Origin of the sequence: uncultured Aquitalea sp., from assembly GCF_945957525.1 — a bacterium.
Classification (GTDB): domain Bacteria; phylum Pseudomonadota; class Gammaproteobacteria; order Burkholderiales; family Chromobacteriaceae; genus Aquitalea.
Map to the genome: position 1 here is coordinate 12,785 of NZ_CAMFLA010000001.1, position 18,403 is coordinate 31,187.

At 62.8% G+C, this 18,403-nt stretch carries 17 protein-coding genes; 7 read left to right on the forward strand and 10 right to left on the reverse strand.

What is annotated here, in order from left to right:
- Positions 1–141: 141 nt before the first annotated feature.
- From Q0P52_RS00055 to rbsK, 6 genes are all read right to left on the reverse strand, one after another.
- A complete protein-coding gene (locus Q0P52_RS00055) occupies positions 142–1,158 on the reverse strand; it encodes a substrate-binding domain-containing protein (protein ID WP_293766291.1) in 1,017 nt (338 codons plus the stop codon).
- Positions 1,159–1,455: 297 nt separating this feature from the next.
- Entirely contained in the window at positions 1,456–2,394 is a 939-nt protein-coding gene (gene rbsB, locus Q0P52_RS00060; protein ID WP_293766292.1) for a ribose ABC transporter substrate-binding protein RbsB, read from the reverse strand.
- Between the two features lie 75 nt (positions 2,395–2,469).
- Positions 2,470–3,408, reverse strand: coding sequence for a ribose ABC transporter permease (gene rbsC, locus Q0P52_RS00065; protein WP_293766293.1), 939 nt, complete (start codon positions 3,406–3,408; stop codon positions 2,470–2,472).
- Positions 3,409–3,434: 26 nt separating this feature from the next.
- Entirely contained in the window at positions 3,435–4,928 is a 1,494-nt protein-coding gene (locus Q0P52_RS00070) for a sugar ABC transporter ATP-binding protein (RefSeq protein WP_293766294.1), read from the reverse strand.
- Positions 4,929–4,938: 10 nt separating this feature from the next.
- Positions 4,939–5,337 carry a D-ribose pyranase gene (rbsD, locus tag Q0P52_RS00075; RefSeq protein WP_293766295.1) on the reverse strand — a complete coding sequence of 133 codons (399 nt, stop codon included), beginning with the start codon at positions 5,335–5,337 and terminating at the stop codon, positions 4,939–4,941.
- Positions 5,334–6,221, reverse strand: a complete 888-nt coding sequence (gene rbsK / locus Q0P52_RS00080; RefSeq protein ID WP_293766296.1) for a ribokinase — start codon at positions 6,219–6,221, stop codon at positions 5,334–5,336. The genes rbsD and rbsK overlap by 4 nt, the downstream gene beginning before the upstream one ends.
- A 375-nt stretch (positions 6,222–6,596) precedes the next feature.
- Between rbsK and Q0P52_RS00085 the strand changes: the two genes are divergently transcribed.
- From Q0P52_RS00085 to lnt, 7 genes are all read left to right on the forward strand, one after another.
- Positions 6,597–6,983, forward strand: coding sequence for a hypothetical protein (locus Q0P52_RS00085; protein WP_293766297.1), 387 nt, complete (start codon positions 6,597–6,599; stop codon positions 6,981–6,983).
- An 18-nt stretch (positions 6,984–7,001) separates the two neighbouring features.
- Positions 7,002–8,336 (forward strand): tRNA (N6-isopentenyl adenosine(37)-C2)-methylthiotransferase MiaB, encoded by a 1,335-nt coding sequence (gene miaB / locus Q0P52_RS00090; protein WP_293766298.1) that lies wholly within the window; start codon positions 7,002–7,004, stop codon positions 8,334–8,336.
- Between the two features lie 62 nt (positions 8,337–8,398).
- Positions 8,399–8,710, forward strand: a complete 312-nt coding sequence (locus tag Q0P52_RS00095; protein WP_293766299.1) for a YciI family protein — start codon at positions 8,399–8,401, stop codon at positions 8,708–8,710.
- 3 nt (positions 8,711–8,713) lie between these two features.
- Positions 8,714–9,679, forward strand: a complete 966-nt coding sequence (locus Q0P52_RS00100; RefSeq protein WP_293766300.1) for a PhoH family protein — start codon at positions 8,714–8,716, stop codon at positions 9,677–9,679.
- Entirely contained in the window at positions 9,660–10,166 is a 507-nt protein-coding gene (ybeY, locus tag Q0P52_RS00105) for an rRNA maturation RNase YbeY (RefSeq protein WP_293766301.1), read from the forward strand. Before Q0P52_RS00100 ends, ybeY begins: the two co-directional genes overlap by 20 nt.
- A gap of 5 nt (positions 10,167–10,171) precedes the next feature.
- A complete protein-coding gene (locus Q0P52_RS00110) occupies positions 10,172–11,026 on the forward strand; it encodes a transporter associated domain-containing protein (protein WP_293813605.1) in 855 nt (284 codons plus the stop codon).
- 2 nt (positions 11,027–11,028) lie between these two features.
- Positions 11,029–12,531 carry an apolipoprotein N-acyltransferase gene (gene lnt / locus Q0P52_RS00115; protein ID WP_293766663.1) on the forward strand — a complete coding sequence of 501 codons (1,503 nt, stop codon included), beginning with the start codon at positions 11,029–11,031 and terminating at the stop codon, positions 12,529–12,531.
- Positions 12,532–12,847: 316 nt separating this feature from the next.
- Here lnt and Q0P52_RS00120 read toward each other — a convergent pair whose 3' ends face one another.
- The 4 genes from Q0P52_RS00120 to Q0P52_RS00135 form a co-directional block, all read right to left on the reverse strand.
- On the reverse strand, positions 12,848–14,488 hold the full coding sequence (locus Q0P52_RS00120) for a methyl-accepting chemotaxis protein (protein WP_293766666.1): 1,641 nt from the start codon (positions 14,486–14,488) through the stop codon (positions 12,848–12,850).
- Between the two features lie 263 nt (positions 14,489–14,751).
- Entirely contained in the window at positions 14,752–16,239 is a 1,488-nt protein-coding gene (locus Q0P52_RS00125) for a CoA-acylating methylmalonate-semialdehyde dehydrogenase (RefSeq protein ID WP_293813606.1), read from the reverse strand.
- Between the two features lie 146 nt (positions 16,240–16,385).
- The gene (locus tag Q0P52_RS00130) at positions 16,386–17,702 is read right to left on the reverse strand and encodes an aspartate aminotransferase family protein (protein WP_293766671.1); all 1,317 of its coding nucleotides are present in this window, start codon (positions 17,700–17,702) and stop codon (positions 16,386–16,388) included.
- Between the two features lie 346 nt (positions 17,703–18,048).
- The gene (locus Q0P52_RS00135; protein ID WP_293766673.1) at positions 18,049–18,198 is read right to left on the reverse strand and encodes a hypothetical protein; all 150 of its coding nucleotides are present in this window, start codon (positions 18,196–18,198) and stop codon (positions 18,049–18,051) included.
- Between the last annotated feature and the right edge of the window lie 205 nt (positions 18,199–18,403).

Below are 18,403 nucleotides of genomic sequence, written 5' to 3' on the forward strand. Positions count from 1 at the left end.
TGGACAAGGTTCAATCATAGCAAAGTCTGAAAACAGATTCGTCTTTTCACAATGCCACCAAGGGTATTTCCCGATGCAGGTTTTACCATGCGTGCAACAACGATCCGCGGCCGGGCTCTGAACAGGCCTCACCGCCCGGGATCAGCCCGGCAACCGGCGAGCGTGAATGCTGGCGCGCACGCGGCGCTGCGGCTCCGCCAGCGTCTGTCCTGCCAGCAAGGTAAACACCTGATCCAGACTGGCGCGGGCCAGCGCCTCGCTGTCCTGCACGATGGCGTCGATGGCCAGCGGCAGGCAGTCCAGCAAGGAGTGATCATCAAACGTCATCAGCTGCGCCGGCGCGTCGCCCAGGCGGCTGTGGCGGCTCAACCAGGCCAGCACCCCTTCCAGCAGGGTTATCGAGGCGGTAAACAGCGCCTCCGGCACTCGACCGTGCCGCTCATGCCATTCCGCCATCATTGCGTAACCGGACTCGCGCTGGAAATCACGCTGGCTGACGCCGTCCTGCGGCTCGGCCACGCCGCGCAAGCGCAGGGCCTCGCGGTAGCCTTGCAGCCGGTCGCGGCTGGGCGAGAGATCGGCCTGGCCGCCGAAGAACACCACTTCGCGGCACCCGGCATCCAGCCGCGCGCCAATCAGCTCCGCCACGATGCCAGTGGCGTCGGTCACCACGGAAGGGATGCCGCTGCCGTCGATGCGACGATCGACAAACACCAGCGGCAAACGACCGGTCCAGGCCTGGTAACGAACGGCGTCGCTGCTGCAAGGCACCACCACCATGCCGTCCACCTGCCGCGCCACCAGATGCGCGATGCCGGCGGTTTCCCGCTCCGGGTCTTCATCGCTGGTCACCATCACCAGCTGGAAATCCTGTTCCCGACACTGGTTTTCCATGGCCTGCGCCAACGCAGCGTGCGCGGAGTTGGTCAGATCGGGAATCACCAGGCCGATAGTGTTGCTGCGACGACTGCGCAAGGAGCGCGCCGACTGCGAGGGATTGAAGTGATGCTCCTTCGCCACCTGCTCCACCCTCGCCACCGTGGCGGCCGAGATGCGATAGCGCCCCGCATGGCCGTTCAGCACCATGCTGGCGGTGGTGCGGGAAACACCGGCCAGTGCGGCGATGTCATCGATGGTGAGGCGCTTGAAAGCAGTCACGGCAGTCTTTCGGCAAACGTTGGCGGAAATGGCGGCCCCGGACGCGACAACCCCCGCCGGGTCGGCCCGGGCGGGGGTGGGTCAGGCCTGCCGACATTGTATTACAAGCGAATGGCGTCGGGTCTGCCGCTTTGCTGATCTGACGCAGGCGGATCACCTTACGCTTGGCCCTCAAGGCTCAAAACACGGCGGTCTCCTCCCAATGGCCTGTTGACACCCCAGAATGCGAAAAAGCCCGTCTTGCAGGGCAAGACGGGCTTTTGATTCCTCCCGCCAAATCGGGGGCGAGCATGGGTGTTACTGCTTGACCAGATTCAGCGGCACCGGGATGAACTTGTCCACCGGCTGGCCATCCACCAGTTTCTTGGCGGTTTGCACGCCGTACTGGCCGATCAGTTCCGGTTGCTGCTGCACGGTAGCGGCCAGATTGCCCGCCTTCACCGAGGCCACGGCATCGGCAGTGGCGTCAAAGCCCACCACAACAACGTTCTTCAAGCCGGCGGCCTGAATGGCTTTCAAGGCACCCAGCGCCATTTCGTCGTTGTGCGCAAACACGCCCTGGATGTCCTTGTTGCCCTGAATGATGTTTTCCATCACCGACAGGCCCTTGGCGCGATCGAAATCAGCCGGCTGCTTGGCCAGCAGCTTCACATCGGCCTTGCCGTCCACCACCTTGTGGAAGCCCTCGCCGCGTTCACGCGCTGCGGAAGAGCCGGCGATGCCTTCCAGCTCGACGATGCGGCCCTTGCCGCCCAGTTTTTCCATCAGGAACTCACCGGCCATCTTGCCGCCCGCCACGTTGTCCGAAGCGATGTGGGCGCTGACTTCCGCGCCGTTGACGCTACGATCCAGCGACACCACCTTGATGCCCTTGCCGGTGGCTTCTTTCACCACATTGGCCACGGCGCTTGAATCAGTGGGGTTGATCAGGATGACGTTCACCTTCTTCTGGATCAGGTCTTCCACGCTGGCCTGCTGCTTGGCCGGATCGTCCTGCGCATCAACGGTAATCAGCGTAATGCCTTCCTTCTTGGCCTCGGCTTGGGCGCCGTCGCGCAGGGAAACAAAGAAGGGGTTGTTCAGCGTGGACACGGCCAGGCCAACAGTCACCTGAGTGCTTGCGGCGGCGGGTGCGCTGGCGGCAGCCGGGGCGGCGCTGTCCGGGCCTTGCTTGGAACAAGCGGCGATGCCCAGCACCAAGAGGCCGGCCATCAGCGGGTGTACGAGACGATTCATGTGCATCACTCCTGAGTTCTGTCTAAAGCGGATAGCAAACGTTGCGAAAGTCGGCCGATGCTTCGGCCTGTGGTTTTACTTCTTGCCGCTGCGGTCGATCAGCACCGCCAGCAGAATCACTACGCCCTTGATCACCTGCTGGTAGAAGGACGACACGCCCAGCAGATTGAGCCCGTTGTTGAGCACGCCGATCAGCAAGGCGCCCATCAGCGTGCCGAAGATCCAGCCGCGACCGCCGGTCAGACTGGTGCCGCCCAGCACCACGGCGGCAATGGCGTCCAGTTCGTAACCGGTGCCCGCCGTCGGCTGCGCCGAATTGAGGCGGGAGGTGAGGATGACGCCGGCCATGGCGGACATGGCGCCGGACAGCGTATACACCCACACCTTGATGCGATCCACCTTCACGCCGGAGAGGCGCGCGGCCTCTTCATTGCCGCCGGTGGCGTACACATGTCGGCCGAAGACGGTCTTTTTCAGCAGGAAGGCAAACAGGCCGAACATCACCAGCATCCACACCACCGGCACCGGGATCAGCCCGGCCACATAACCGCCACCCAGCAAGGAGAACAGATCGCTGTTGAAACCGGTGATGGGGCTGCCGCCGGACACCACCAGCGACAAGCCGCGCAGAATAGTCATGGACGCGAGCGTGGCGATGAAAGGCGCCACCTTGCCCTTACTGATCACCAGACCGTTGGCAAAGCCCATGGCCGCGCCGGCCAGCACGCCCAGCAAGGTGGCCAGCAGCGGATCGAGCCCGGACTGGATCAGCGTGGCGATGGTGACGGAGGAAAGCGCCAGTATGGAGCCCACCGACAGATCGATGCCGCCCAGCAGGATGACCAGCGTCATGCCGAAAGCAATCAGGGCATTGATGGACACCTGGCGCATCACGTTCAGCAGGTTGCCCATGGTGAGGAAATCGGGGCTGAGCACCGCCAGCCCCACCGACACGATGACCAGCGCGATGAAGGGCCCCAGTTTTTGCAGGGTGGCTTTTTGTTGTGGCGTCATGAAAGCTTGTTCCGTTGTGTGTGGGGTCAGGCGGCTTGCGCGTCGCCGCCGGTGGCGGCCGCCATGATGGTTTCCTGCGTGGCGCCGGCTGCGTCGAACAGGCCGGTCTGCCGTCCTTCGTGAATGACGAGGATGCGATCGCTCATCGCCATCACCTCCGGCAACTCGGACGACACCATGACAATGGCGACGCCGGCCGCCGCCAGCTGATTGATGATGTGATAAATCTCGGCCTTGCCGCCCACGTCCACGCCGCGGGTCGGTTCGTCCAGCAGCAGTACGCGCGGCGGTTCGGCCAACCATTTGGCAAACACCACCTTTTGCTGATTGCCGCCGGACAGCGATTTCACGTCCAGCTCGGCATCGCGGGTGCGAATGCGCAACTGCTTGATCAGCCCGTCCACCGCAGCGCGTTCGCTGGCGGCGTTCACCATGCCGGCGCGGGCGTGTTTGCCCAGATGCACCAGGGTGGTGTTTTCCCGCACCGACATGCCCAACACCAGCCCCTGGCCCTTGCGATCTTCCGTAACAAAAGCGATGCCGGCGGCGATGGCGTCGCCCGGATGGCGCACTGTCAGCGGCTGGCCGTCCAGCATGACCTCGCCGGCCGCGCGCGGATTGACGCCAAACAGCGTCTTGAGGATTTCCGAGCGGCCTGCCCCCATCAGCCCGGCCACGCCCAGCACCTCGCCGGCGCGCACATCGAAGCTGATATCGCGCACATGGCCGTGGTCGGCCAGGCCGCGCACAGACAGTTTCACCTCGCCAGGCCGGCTCTCGCGGCGCGGGAAGCGATCGCCGATCTCACGGCCCACCATCAGGTGCACCACCTCGTCGAAGCCGGTATCGGCGATGCGGCGCTCTCCCACGAAACAACCATCGCGCAGCACGCTGATCTTGTCGCAGATACGGAAAATCTCTTCCATGCGGTGCGACACATACACAATGGCTACGCCCTGCGCTTGCAACTGGCGCATCAGGCCGAACAGCACCTCGATCTCACGATCGGTCAGCGCCGCAGTGGGCTCGTCCATGATCAGCACCCGCGCCCGCATGGCCAGCGCCTTGGCGATTTCCACCATTTGCTGCTGGCCGATGGACAGGCTGCCCGCCTCCGCAGCCGGATCTATGCCGCCCGCGCCCAGCGCCTTGAGTTGGGTTTCGGCCTCGCGCCGCATGCGCGCATGATCAATCAGACCAAAGCGCGAGGGCTCTCGCCCAAGAAACAGGTTTTCCATCACCGTCAGCTGCGGAATCAGATTCAGCTCCTGATGGATGATGGCGATGCCGTGCGACTCGGCATCGCGGGTGGAGCGGATCTGCGCCGGCCTGCCGTCAATGACGATCTCGCCGGCATCGGCCTTGTACACGCCGCTGAGAATCTTCATCAGCGTGGATTTGCCGGCGCCGTTCTCACCCATCAGCGCATGGATCTCACCGGCTGCAACGGCAAAATCCACCGACTCCAGCACTTTGACCGGCCCGAAAGCCTTGCAGATGCCGCGCATGGAAACAGTCATCGCGGCCCCCTCAGAAAATCACGCCGGAGTGCAGAATCACATTGGCGTAGGGCGTGCATTCGCCGGTGCGAATCACCGCCCGCGCCGCAGCGCAACGTTGCTTGAAGCTCTCGTGGCTCACCCAGTCGAGCGTCGCGCCAGCGCCGGCCAACCGTTCAGCCAGTTGCTGGACGGCCGGATTATGCTGGCGGCACTCTTCGGCAAACACCGCGCGCTCGCACTGGAAATCAGCCAGCACGCTGGCCAGCGTGTCGGCAAAAGACGGTGTGCCCAGCGCGATGGAGAGATCAATGCACTCCACGCCGGGCGGAATCGGCAGGCCGCAGTCAGCAATGACAATGCTGTCGGTATGGCCCATGCCGGCCAGGATGCGGGCGATGTCGCGGTTGAGGTGTCCCAGCTTCTTCATGCCGCGTCTCCAAGCAAAGTGTTCAGTTGCTGCAAGGTGGGCATGCCGCCCTGCGCGCCGGCTCGGGTCACCGACAGCGCGCCGGCGGCGTTGGCGCGGCGCACCGCCTCCGCCAGGCCCAGATGCAGGAAGGTGGCCAGCGCGCCGTTGAAGGTGTCGCCGGCGCCCGTGCTGTCCACCGCATCCACGACAAAGCCTGGCTGATGTTGCAGCCCGCCCTCGGCGTCGGCGAACCAGGCACCGTCCTTGCCATGCGTCATCACCACCCCGGCTGGGCGGCGCGGCAGCAAGACGCGCCAATCTTCCTGGCTATCAAGGCTGACCGCCAGTTCGTGCTGATTGGGTGTGAGCAGGGTGGCGAGCGCCAGCAGCTCGGCCGGCAAGGCCTGCGCCGGCGCGGGATTCAGAATAAAGGGTTTGCCGAAGCGTGCGGCAAGTTCGGCGGCGCGCATCACGGCAGCCAGCGGCACTTCCAGCTGCGCCAGCACCACATCGGCCTCGGCAAAGGCCTGCTCGGCGGCGTCCAGATGCGCCGGCAGCAGCTCGTGGTTGGCCCCCGGCACGACCATGATGGCGTTGTCGCCGCCGCTCAAGGTGATGCTGGCCATGCCCGTGGCGGCCTCGCCGCGACCTACCCAACGCGTATCCACGCCTTCTTTTGTCAACCCGGCCACCAGCTCGTCGCCGAAACCGTCGCGCCCCACGCAGCCGATCAGGCGCACTTGCGCGCCCAGCCGCGCGGCGGCCACTGCCTGATTGGCGCCCTTGCCGCCCGGGTAGGTGGCGAAACGTTTGCCGAACAGGGTCTCACCCTGGCGCGGGAAGCTGTCCGCCTCCACCACCAAGTCCATATTGATGCTGCCTACCACCAGTACACGGGTCATGCCGTCCGTCTGCCTTGCAGGTGGCGCGACGCTGCCGCCGACCATCTCGGCCGCGCGGGTCATGCTGCGTCGCACCAGTGAAAATCAATCGATTACGCCAAGCTAAAACGTAATCAGCGGTTTAGCCGGCATCTTATAGCAGAGCCTCAAACAGGGGGGAAGCGGAAAATCAATTCGCTGTAAGATTTCAACTACAAGCACCGGCTTTTTGGCTGCTTTGCCACACTTGCCCTACCGGAATTTCCTTTATTGCGCTGCAAAACGGGTCACAGTTGTAGCGGCAACGTGCACATTCCGCGCAACCGTCGCGGCCCCGCTTGCGGCCTGCACGCCCTGCCGGGCTGTGCTAGAATGCGGCAACACATTCATTTGATTATGAAAACACTCGTCCTCGCCCTCTTCGTCGCCCTGCTGTCACTGCCCGCCGCGGCCGTGAATCGCTTGCTGCCCGCCAATATCATGGCCGGCACCATCCGCAGCGTGGACGGCAACGTCGTCACCTTCAGCAAGAGCAATAGCTCGCTGCTGCGGTCTGTCGTGGCCTTGCTCATCGACAACGGGCAGACCTACACCGTGGCCCCGGGACTGCGCATCTTCGACACCAACCACCGTTTCCTGCTGGCCGGGCAATTGCCCACGCTGGTGGGGCAGAACGTGGGCATCACGCTGGACATGCAAGGCAACGTCAATCGCGTGTGGGTGCTCACCGACGAAGAAATCGCCCGCCTGCAAGCCTTGCAGGAACAGGACTCAACCCAATAAGCGGAACATCACGTAGCAATGAAGAAGGTATACATCAAGACCTTCGGCTGCCAGATGAACGAATACGACTCTGACAAGATGGTCGACGTTCTGGGCGACGCCGAAGGCATGATCAAGACGGACAATCCGGAAGAAGCCGACGTTATCCTGTTCAACACCTGCAGCGTGCGCGAAAAGGCGCAGGAAAAGGTGTTTTCGGATCTGGGCCGCATCCGTCCACTGAAAGAAGCCAACCCCAACCTCATCATCGGTGTGGGCGGCTGCGTGGCGAGCCAAGAAGGCGACACCATCGTCAAGCGCGCGCCTTATGTGGACGTGGTGTTCGGCCCGCAAACCCTGCACCGCCTGCCGGAGTTGATCCGCGGCCGTCAAGCCAGCGGCACCGCGCAAGTGGACATTTCCTTTCCCGAGATCGAAAAATTCGACCACATTCCGCCCGCCAAAGTGGAGGGCGGCTCGGCCTTCGTCTCCATCATGGAAGGCTGTTCCAAGTACTGCTCCTTCTGCGTGGTGCCCTACACCCGAGGCGAAGAAGTATCGCGCCCGTTTGAAGACGTACTGACCGAAATCGCCGGTCTGGCGCAGCAGGGCGTGAAGGAAATCACTCTGCTGGGCCAGAACGTCAACGCCTATCGCGGCCTGATGGCCGACGGCGAGATCGCCGACTTCGCCCTGCTGCTGGAATACGTGCACGAGATTCCCGGCGTGGAGCGCCTGCGCTTCACCACCAGTCATCCGCGCGAGTTCACCCAGCGCATCATCGACTGCTACGGCAAACTGCCCAAGCTGGTTTCGCACCTGCACCTGCCGGTGCAAAGCGGCTGCGACCGCGTGCTGACCGCCATGAAACGCGGCTACACCGGGCTGGAGTACAAATCCATCATCCGCAAGCTGCGCGCGCTGCGACCCGATCTTTGCCTGTCTTCCGACTTCATCGTCGGCTTCCCCGGCGAAACCGAGGCGGATTTCCAGCAAACGCTGAAACTGGTGAAGGATCTGGAGCTCGACTTCAGTTTCGTCTTCATTTACAGCCCGCGCCCCGGCACCCCGGCCGCCAACCTGCCGGACGATACCCCGCATGCGGAAAAGGTGCGCCGCCTGGAAGCCCTGAACGAAGTGATCGAAGCCAAAGGCTTTGCCATCAACCAGAGCATGGTGGGCAGTGTGCAACGCGTGCTGGTGGAGAGCGTGTCGAAAAAAGATCCCAACATGCTGGCCGCCCGCACCGCCAACAACCGCGTGGTCAACTTCGTCGGCCACCCGCGGCTGCTGAACCAGATGATTGATATCCGCATCACCAAGGCCTTCCCCCACTCGCTGGCCGGCGAGGTGCCGACCACGGAAAACGCCTGATCCTCTGTACGCCCGGCTCCGCCGGGCGTAGGGTTTGGTTTTCCATCGTACGGAACCGCGCCATGTTCATCGTCTCTTTGCACTACACCGCCCCGCTGGACGTCGTTGACGCCCTGCTGGACCGCCACGTGGTCTGGCTGCGCAAGGCGTATGCCGACGGCGCGTTTCTGGCTTCCGGCCGCAAAGAGCCGCGCACCGGCGGCGTGATCATCGCCGTGGGCCCGCGCGCCGATCTGCAGGCAAGGTTGGCCGAAGACCCCTTCAGCCAGGCCGGCGTGGCCCGCTACGACATCACCGAATTCATCCCGACCATGACTGTCGAGGCACTCGCCCCGTGGCGCGAGCCGGCAGCTGGTCCCGCCCGGAGTTCCTGACTCTTGCAAAACGACCAACTCAGCTTCAACCCGGTCGACAACGACCGCCTGGCCCGCCTGTGCGGCCCGCTGGACGAAAACCTCAAACAGATTGAAACCGCGCTGGAGGTGGTGATCCAGCGTCGCGGCGAACACTTCAAAGTGAAGGGCGAGCAGGCGCAAAACGCGGTTCACAGCCTGACCCGCCTGTATCTGCTGGCGGAAAAGCAGGATATTTCCATCGACGACGTGCAACTGGAACTGGTGGAAGCCCGCCGTCGCGGCCCAGACAACGAGCCCGCCGACGACGCCACGGTGCTGATGACGCGTCGCGGCGACCTGCGCGGCCGCACCCCGCGCCAGAGCCAGTACATCAAGGCCATCCAGCAACACGACATCACCTTCGGCATCGGCCCCGCCGGCACCGGCAAGACTTATCTGGCGGTGGCCTGCGCGGTGGACGCCATGGAACGCGACGCCATCAAGCGCATCGTACTGGTGCGCCCCGCAGTGGAGGCCGGCGAAAAGTTGGGTTTTCTACCCGGTGATCTGGCGCAGAAAGTGGACCCCTACCTGCGCCCGCTCTACGACGCGCTGTACGACCTGATGGGTTTTGACCGCGTTACCCGCCTGTTTGAGAAGAACCTGATCGAGATCGCCCCGCTGGCCTACATGCGCGGCCGCACGCTCAACAGCGCCTTCATCATTCTGGACGAGGCGCAAAACACCACGCCGGAACAAATGAAGATGTTCCTCACCCGCATCGGCTTCGGCTCGCGCGCGGTGATTACCGGCGACGTCACCCAGATCGACCTGGCCCGCCACCAGAAAAGCGGTCTCGTTGAAGTGGAACGCATCCTCAATACCGTGCGTGGCATCCATTTCCATCATTTCCAGAGCGACGACGTGGTGCGCCACCCGCTGGTGCAGAAAATCGTCGATGCCTACGATCAGTACCAATTGAGCCAAGATGAAAAAAGCAAAGCGTAATCCGGTCCTGCAAAGGTTGGCCGAAAGACTCGAACTGACGCTGGACGAACGCAGCGAATCCGCACTGCTGCCCGCGCCGGCGCTGCTGCGCCGCTGCTGTCAGGCCGCCTTGCGCCCGGGAGTGCGTCACGCCCAGATCAGCCTGGTGATGGTGGATGCCGAAGAGGGTCGCCAACTCAACCACGACTATCGCGGCAAGGACTACGCGACCAACGTGCTGTCCTTCGCGCTGAATGAAGGCGATTTTGTGCCCGGGCTGCCGCTGATCGGCGACCTGGTACTGTGCGCGCCGGTGGTGGAAAAAGAAGCCGCCGAGCAGAACAAGCCGCTGGACGCGCATTACGCCCACCTGCTGGTGCACGGCATGCTGCACCTGCAAGGCTATGATCATGAAGTCGACGAAGAAGCCGAAATCATGGAAGCGCTTGAAACTGTCATTCTTGCGCAGTTAGGATACCCGGACCCGTACCTCGAGGAAAAACACTAAACCCCATGGAAGACCCCAGTAAACACAAGCCCAGCCTGTTGGAACGCCTCTCGGCCATGCTCCTGCGCGAGCCGGAAGACCGTGAGGAACTGCTTGCCCTGTTGCACTCCGCCTTTGAACGCAATCTTCTGGACGCCGACGCGCTGGCCATGATTGAAGGCGTGCTCGAGGTCAGCGACCTCACCGCCCGCGACGTGATGATTCCCCGCAGCCAGATGGACGTGCTCCGCATCGACGACCCCATCGAAAAGCTGCTGCCCGATGTGGTGCGCACTGGCCACTCGCGCTTCCCCGTCATCGGCGACAACAAGGACGACGTGCTGGGCATTCTGCTGGCCAAGGATTTGCTGCACTACTTCCATGCCCCCAAAACCTTCGATCTGCGCGCCACGCTGCGCCAGAGCGTGTTCGTGCCGGAATCCAAGCCGCTTGACGTGCTGCTCCGCGAGTTCCGCTCCAATCGCAACCACATGGCCATTGTGGTGGACGAATACGGCGGCGTGTCCGGCCTCGTCACCATCGAGGACGTGATCGAGCAGATCGTCGGCGAAATCGAAGACGAATACGACTTCGACGAAGACGAAAACAACATCGTGCCGGTACGCGGCCAGCGCTATCGCGTCAACGCCCTGACCGAAGTGGCCGATTTCAACGAATACTTCAACACCGACTTCGACCTTGACGACGTAGACACCGTCGGCGGGCTGGTGATCTCCCTCACCGGCCACCTGCCCAAGCGCGGCGAAACCGTCACCTCCGGCACCTTGCGCTTCACCGTATTGCGCGCCGACAGCCGCCGCCTGCAAACATTGCTGGTGGAAAGGTTGGCCGAAGCCGCGGAACCCGCCCCGCAAGACTGAGCATGCGCACCTTCCTGATTCTGCTGGGCGCCGCCGCGGCCGGCGCACTCACCTTATACGCCTTTGCCCCGTGGCGGCTGTTCTGGATCATGCCGCTGGCGCTGGCCATGCTGGCCGAACTGACCGAGCGCCTGCCCAAACGCGCGTTTCTGGTAGGCTATGTGTTCGGCGTGTCCGCCTACGCCAGCAACTTCAACTGGATCTACATCAGCCTGCACGATGTGGCCGGCATGCCGGCCTGGCTAGCCGCGCCCATGGTGCTGTTGCTGCCGGCCTACCTCGCCGTTTACCCGGGGCTGGCCTGCTGGCTGAGCGTCCGCATGGACGTGCGCCCCTGGGTGCGCTGGCTGATCGCCTTCCCCGCGCTGTGGGAGCTGGGCGAATGGCTGCGCGGCTGGGTAATGACCGGCTTCCCTTGGGGAGCCGCCGGTTATTCTCAGGTCACGGAGAGCCCGCTCTCCGGCTACATCCCGGTGGGCGGCGTGCATCTGGTCAGCTGGCTGGTGGCGCTCAGCGCCGGCGCGCTGGCGCTGCTGGCCCGCAGCGGCATGCGTTCGCGCATTGCGCTGCTGGCCGGACTGGCGGCCTTGTGGGGCAACGGTTACTGGCTGCAAAGCCTGGAATGGACCACCCCGGTGGGCAAGCCGGTTTCGGTGGCGCTGGGTCAGGGCGATATTCCGCAAGCCATCAAATGGGACCCGGCCACCTTCGAGCAGACCCTGCGCACCTATTATCAGCAGGTGGCCACCACCCACGCCGATTTGATGATCCTGCCCGAAACAGCCCTGCCGGTGTTTCTGGACGACCTGCCATCGGGCTATCTCACCATGCTGACCGGCGACGCCGCGCGCAACAATATGGCGGTTGCCACGGGCATTGCGCGCCGCACCAGCGACGGCCGCGGCTACCTCAATGCCGTGGTAGCCATTACCGATCCGAAGCAGCCCTTTTATGCCAAAGACCATCTGGTGCCTTTTGGCGAATTCGTCCCGCTGCCGGGCCTGATCGGCTGGATCTACCAGTACATGAACATGCCGATGTCCGGCTTCAGTCGCGGCGGCGCCAACCAGCGCCCGCTGACACTGGCCGGCCAGCAGATTGCCTTCAACATCTGCTATGAAGACAGCTTTGGCGAAGAGCTGATCGGCCCGGCCGCCCACGCCACCTTGCTGGCCAATGTCAGCAACCTGGCCTGGTTCGGCAAGAGCGTGGCCATGAGCCAGCACCTGCAGCTGTCGCAGGCGCGCGCGCTGGAAACCGGCCGCACCATGCTGCGCGCCACCAACACCGGCATGACCGCCATCATCCGTCACGATGGGGAAATCGCTGCCATTGCCGCGCCGGATACCCAGCAAGTGCTGCAAGGCCTGGTGCAGGGCCGCACCGGCATGACGCCCTATATGCGCGTGGGTAATCAGCCAGTGATCATCGGCTGCCTGCTGTTGACGCTGCTGGCCATGGGCCTGGGTCAGTGGCAACGCCGCCGGGCGGCAACCGTAGGCTGAATCCTGCTTGCCTCCTCCTTCTCGCATTCCGGGCAGATAGCGAGACTCCCATGCAGGGCAAAGACGGGGGAAATCGGGGGGAAGGCTGCGGAATCAATAAAAGCGGCTAATACAAATCAGGGTGACGGCAAAGGCAAGACACGCCGGCGCAAACACGGCGGGTTGCCCAACACCCATCAGACATTTGTCGGCCGCGCGAGTCAAATCGAAAGGCCCGGCATTGCCGGGCCCTGTGCCACTTCATCCAATGACTTTGTCAGCCGCCAGAAGCCGCTACCCGTAGCGGCTTTTCCTTTCTCGCACACCTCAAAATGCGTCAGACATGGAAGCGGGACACCAGCCTGCGCAAGTCATCGGCCAACTTATGCATGGCCTGCACATCGCGCGAGGTGTTGGAAGACTCCTCCGCATTCTGGGTAGCGCTGCGGGCAATCTGTTCCACGTTCTGCGCAATGGCGGTACTGGCGGAGCCCTGCTCATTCAGTGCTTGTGAAATTTCGTTCACTACCGTCACCACGCCGCTGGCGCTATCGCGGATGCGGGCGATGGCCTCGCCGCCCTGCACCGCCAGCTCCAGTCCCGTTTTCACCCGGCCGACCGCTTCGCTCATATTGTCGTGCGAAGCAGCGGAGCTGCGCTGGATATCGTCGATCATGCCGGCGATTTCCTGCGTGGCCTGCCCCGTGCGCTCGGACAACTTGCGCACTTCGTCCGCCACGACGGCAAAACCGCGCCCCATCTCGCCGGCGCGCGCCGCTTCAATGGCCGCGTTCAGCGCCAGCAAATTGGTCTGATCGGCAATGTCCTTAATCACCTGCATGATGGATGAGATGGTCTGCGTCTTGCCGGCCAGCTCGGCGATGGTCACCGCCGCCTGATCCACCGACTCGTTGATGCGGTGCATCTCCTCCACCGCGCGGGCAATGACTTCGCCGCCTTCGCGCGACAGCTTGCCCGACTCCTGCGACAAGTCGCGCGCATCCTTGGCATGGCTGGAGATGTGGTTGATGCTGACCGTAAGCTCCTCAATGGAAGCCGCCATCGAAGAAGCCGCCTGGCTTTGCTCGTCCGAAGCCGCTTCCACCGTATCGCTGCGTCTTGCTACGGCGGAACTCATTTCCGACAGGCGCTGCGCTTCAGAGGCAATCTCGCGCACCAATTCCTTCAAGTGCTGCTGCATGGTAGCCACGGCGGCCATCAGGCTACTGCTGTCGCCTTCGGCCAATGCTACGTTTTCAGTCAGATGCCCATCCGCGATGCGGCTCACTACCTTCACCGTATCGCCCGGGTCTGCGCCCAACTGCCCCATCACACTGCGCAGCAGCACAATACCGGCGCCCAGCAGTACAGCCAGCACCGCCGCTACCTCGGCCACCGTAATCAGCAACTGCTGACGCACCGCCACCCCGACATCGTCAAGATAGATGCCGGTACCCACCACCCAATGCCAACGCGGCGTGGTCATGAGATAGGAGATTTTCGGCTGCGGCTGATCGAAACCTGGCTTGTCCCACACGTACTGGGCAAACCCCTTGCCGCCGCCAGTCTGCACCACCTGTTTGAACAGGTCCGCCAACATCACGCCGTCCGGGGTTTTCATACCGTTCAGGTCCTTGCCTATCATGGCCGCCTTGGCCCCATGAGCGACATACACCCAGTTGCTGTCCAGCGTGAAGAAATACTCTTTGCCGTCGTAATGCTGGGCGCCGAGCGTGGCCGCCGCCAGTTGCTTGGCCTGCGCCTCCGGCAATTTGCCGCTGGCCGCCATCTCCTCGTACATGGCGACAATGCCCACCGCGCTCTCTACCAGATTGCGGGTTTTGTCCTGTCTGTCTTGCAGCATGCTGCTGCGCTGGTTGTACAAGGCCAAGCCGCTCAGGCCAACCAACAACACCGCCACCAGCACCAGCCAGCCAATCAAACGCTGTCGCAGCGTCATGCCGGATTGCTCTCTCATCAGTCTTCTCCTGTCCCATCGGCTAGTTGTTTTGAGTTTTTATTACGTTTTCCCCCATTCTAGCGGTGCTACTTGCTAGAAGAAACCATGGTTTTCCCCAACGATTGCCAAGCATTTCGCGGCCAATACGATAACGGCATCACCGTGGCTAGCCCATGAGCAAGGTCAAACAGCCCGACTGTCCAAACCATAAAAAAACCCGGCACAAGGCCGGGTCAAAGGAGATGATGGGGCTGATGCATGCCCCATGCCTCTGGGTCACATCATTTCATCGTCGGCATGACGAATTCTGCGGTCAGCTTTTCCGGCCAGCGCGTGGTGATGGCCTTCATGCGAGTGTAAAAGCGCACGCCTTCAGGGCCGTGCATGTGATGGTCGCCAAACAACGAGGCTTTCCAGCCGCCAAAGCTGTGGAAGGCCATCGGCACCGGAATCGGCACATTGATGCCCACCATGCCCACCTGAATACGGTGCGAGAACTCGCGCGCCGCGCCGCCGGAGCGGGTGAAAATAGCCGTGCCGTTAGCAAATTGATGCGCGTTGATCAGGTTCACCGCGCTGTCGAAGTCCGGCACACGCACGATGGCCAGTACCGGGCCGAAGATCTCTTCCTTATAGATGGTCATGTCCGGCGTGACGTGGTCAAACAGGCAGGGGCCGAGGAAGAAGCCGTTCTCATGGCCGGGGTGGCGATAGCCGCGGCCATCCAGCACCAGCTGCGCGCCTTCCGCCACACCCTTGTCCACGTAGCCGCTCACCTTTTCCAGATGCTGGCGCGTCACCAGCGGGCCCATTTCCGCCTCGGCGTCGCCCCCCACGCCTATCTTCAGCGAGCGGGCGCGTTCGGCCAACTTGGCCACCAGCTTGTCGGCCACGTCGCCCACCGCCACCGCCACGGAGATGGCCATGCAGCGCTCGCCGGCAGAACCGTAGCCTGCGCCGATCAGTGCTTCCACCGTGCCGTCCAGGTCGGCGTCCGGCATCACCACCATGTGGTTCTTGGCGCCGCCCAAGGCTTGCACGCGCTTGCCGTGACGGGCGCCGGTTTCGTAGATGTACTGGGCGATGGGGGTGGAGCCGACAAAGCTCACCGCGGCGATGTCCGGGTGGGTCAGCAGGGTGTCCACCGCCAGCTTGTCGCCGTGCAGCACGTTGAACACGCCATCCGGCAGGCCAGCCTGCTTGAGCAGATCAGCAATGAACATGGCGGCCGACGGGTCGCGCTCGGAAGGCTTGAGCACGAAACAATTGCCGCAGGCGATGGCCACCGGGAACATCCACATCGGCACCATGGCCGGGAAGTTGAACGGGGTGATGCCGGCCACCACGCCCAGCGGCTGGCGGATGGTGTGGGCGTCGATGCCGGTGCCCACTTGCTCGGTGAATTCGCCCTTCAACAGTTGCGGGATGCCGCAGGCGAATTCCACCACCTCCAGACCACGGGTGACTTCGCCCATGGCGTCTGACACCACCTTGCCGTGTTCTTCGGAGATGATCTCCGCCAGCTTGCGCTGGTTTTGTTCCAGCAGGTCCTTGAACTTGAACATCACGCGGGCGCGCTTGAGCGGCGAGGTTTCGGACCAGGCCGGGAAGGCGCGGCGGGCGTTGGCTACGGCAGCGTTGACTTCATCCACGCTGGCCAGCGGCACCTTGGCCACCACGGCGCCCAGCGCCGGGTTGTACACATCGCCAAAGCGGCCGCTCTGGCCTTCGTAGCGCTCGCCGCCGATAAAGTGGGCAATCGTCGTCATGTCGGGTAGTCCTGTCGTTTCTCTTGATGTCTGTTGCTTGCCTGACCCAAGTGGGTCGGGCAGTCGGTTTAGAGCTTCTCGGTGACCCTGATCCATGGCGCGCCGTCGCAGGCGCAACGCAGGATCAGGGGTTTTGTCAGCAGCGCTTATTCGGTGGCTTGCAGAGCGTCGCCGATGGTGGAGAACAGGCGGTCGATTTCCGCCTCGGTGATGATCAGCGGCGGGGACACGGCGAGGATGTCGCCGGTGACGCGCACCAGCACGCCCTGTTCCCAACACTTGAGGAAGACATCAAACCCGCGTTGCGCCGGCGCGCCCGGACGGCTTTCCAGCTCGATGCCCGCCACCAGGCCCAGGTTGCGGATGTCCTTGACGTGTTTGGCGCCCTTGAGCTGATGCGCCTTCTCTTCAAACAGCCCGGACAATGCCCCGGCGCGTTCAAACAAGCCATCCTGCTCATACACGTCCAGCGTGGCGATGGAGGCAGCGCAAGCCAGCGGGTGGGCCGAGTAGGTGTAGCCATGCGGAAATTCGATCATGCGATCACCGGCGGCGGCCATGAAGACATCGTGAATCTCCGGCTTCACCAGCAGCGCGCCCATCGGCACCACGCCGTTGGACAGGCCCTTGGCGCAGGTGATGATGTCCGGCTGCACGTCAAACTTGTTGGCTGCCCAGTCGGCACCCAAGCGGCCGAAGCCGGTGATCACTTCGTCGAAAATCAGCAGAATGCCGTATTTGTCGCAAATCTCGCGCAGGCGCTTGAGATAGCCCTTCGGCGGAATCAGCACGCCGGTGGAACCCGCCATCGGTTCGACAATCACGGCGGCGATGGTGGAAGGATCGTGCAGGGTAATGATGCGCGATTCCAGCTCATCGGCGAATTCCGCGCCAAATTCCGGCTCGCCGCGCGTGAACGCATTGCGCTTCAGATCGTGAGTGCTGCGGAGGTGATCCACTGCCGGCAGCGATACCGGGAACAGCTTGCGGTTGCCGGCAATGCCGCCCACCGAGATGCCGCCGAAGTTCACACCGTGGTAACCGCGCTCGCGTCCCACCAGCTTGACGCGCGCCGCATCGCCGCGCACGCGGTGATAGGCTACGGCCATCTTCAGCGCAGTATCCGCCGCCTCGGAACCAGAGTTGACGAAGAACACCTTGTTCAGGCCCTTGGGCGCCATGGCGGCCAGGCGTTCGGCAGCCTCGAATGCCTTGGGATGACCCAGCTGGAAAGGCGGCGCGTAGTCCAGCGTCGCAATTTGCTTCTGCACCGCCTCAACAATGGGCTTGCGGTTGTGGCCGGCGTTGACGCACCACAGGCCGGCAGTGCCATCCAGAATCTGGCGGCCGGCGTCGTCGGTGTAGTACATGCCGTCGGCGCTCACCAGCATGCGCGGCGATTGCTTGAAGTTGCGGTTGGCCGTAAACGGCATCCAGAATGCATCCATGTTCAGCTGAGTCATTGTTTCCTCCTGTTGGCACTGGGGCGTGCCGGTTGTTTAACAATTTAGACATCGCACCAATACAATTACAGGTACAGTTTCAGCTTATTTGCACGATCCGTACTGGCCGTTTCACCAATACAGTTAGCCGGCATTCTGTTACGGCAAAAGAAAAGCCGGCTATGACCGGGTTGGGTATCCACATTGCTCGCGTTTACAGATGGAGACGAGAGAAGGTCTGCCGCATATTGGGGGCGGCGCCAGACAAGTCCGCCAACGTCGACGCGGCGTCCGGCGTCGCCACTGCCGGGCAGGCGGCCAAAACGATGGCGAGCTTGCTCTTGTACTGGCCTCGCACAATGCCGGCCTACCCTTGCGAGGTGCTAGTGAACTTTCGATCAACGCCGCGCACTGTCTCGCCGCGCATCTGGCAGTAAACCAACGCCGTGATGACAAAACCCGTCATCACCGACAATAGGGCGATAAAGACAATCAGCCCCACTTGCAGTGACCGCATGATCAACTCCTCCATTACCCCGTGTTCATGATATTTTTGTCGACGCGCGCTGTGGATTGTGAGGGTAAGCGTTGGCCCCACCCCGACGTGGCGGCTCTTGTGGTAGAGCATGACAGCACTGACCATATGGCTAGGTAATAGCCTGTACAGCCACGTGAGGCCTGCTTTGTAAACAGCGACACTGCGCAAGCATCCACACTTTTTC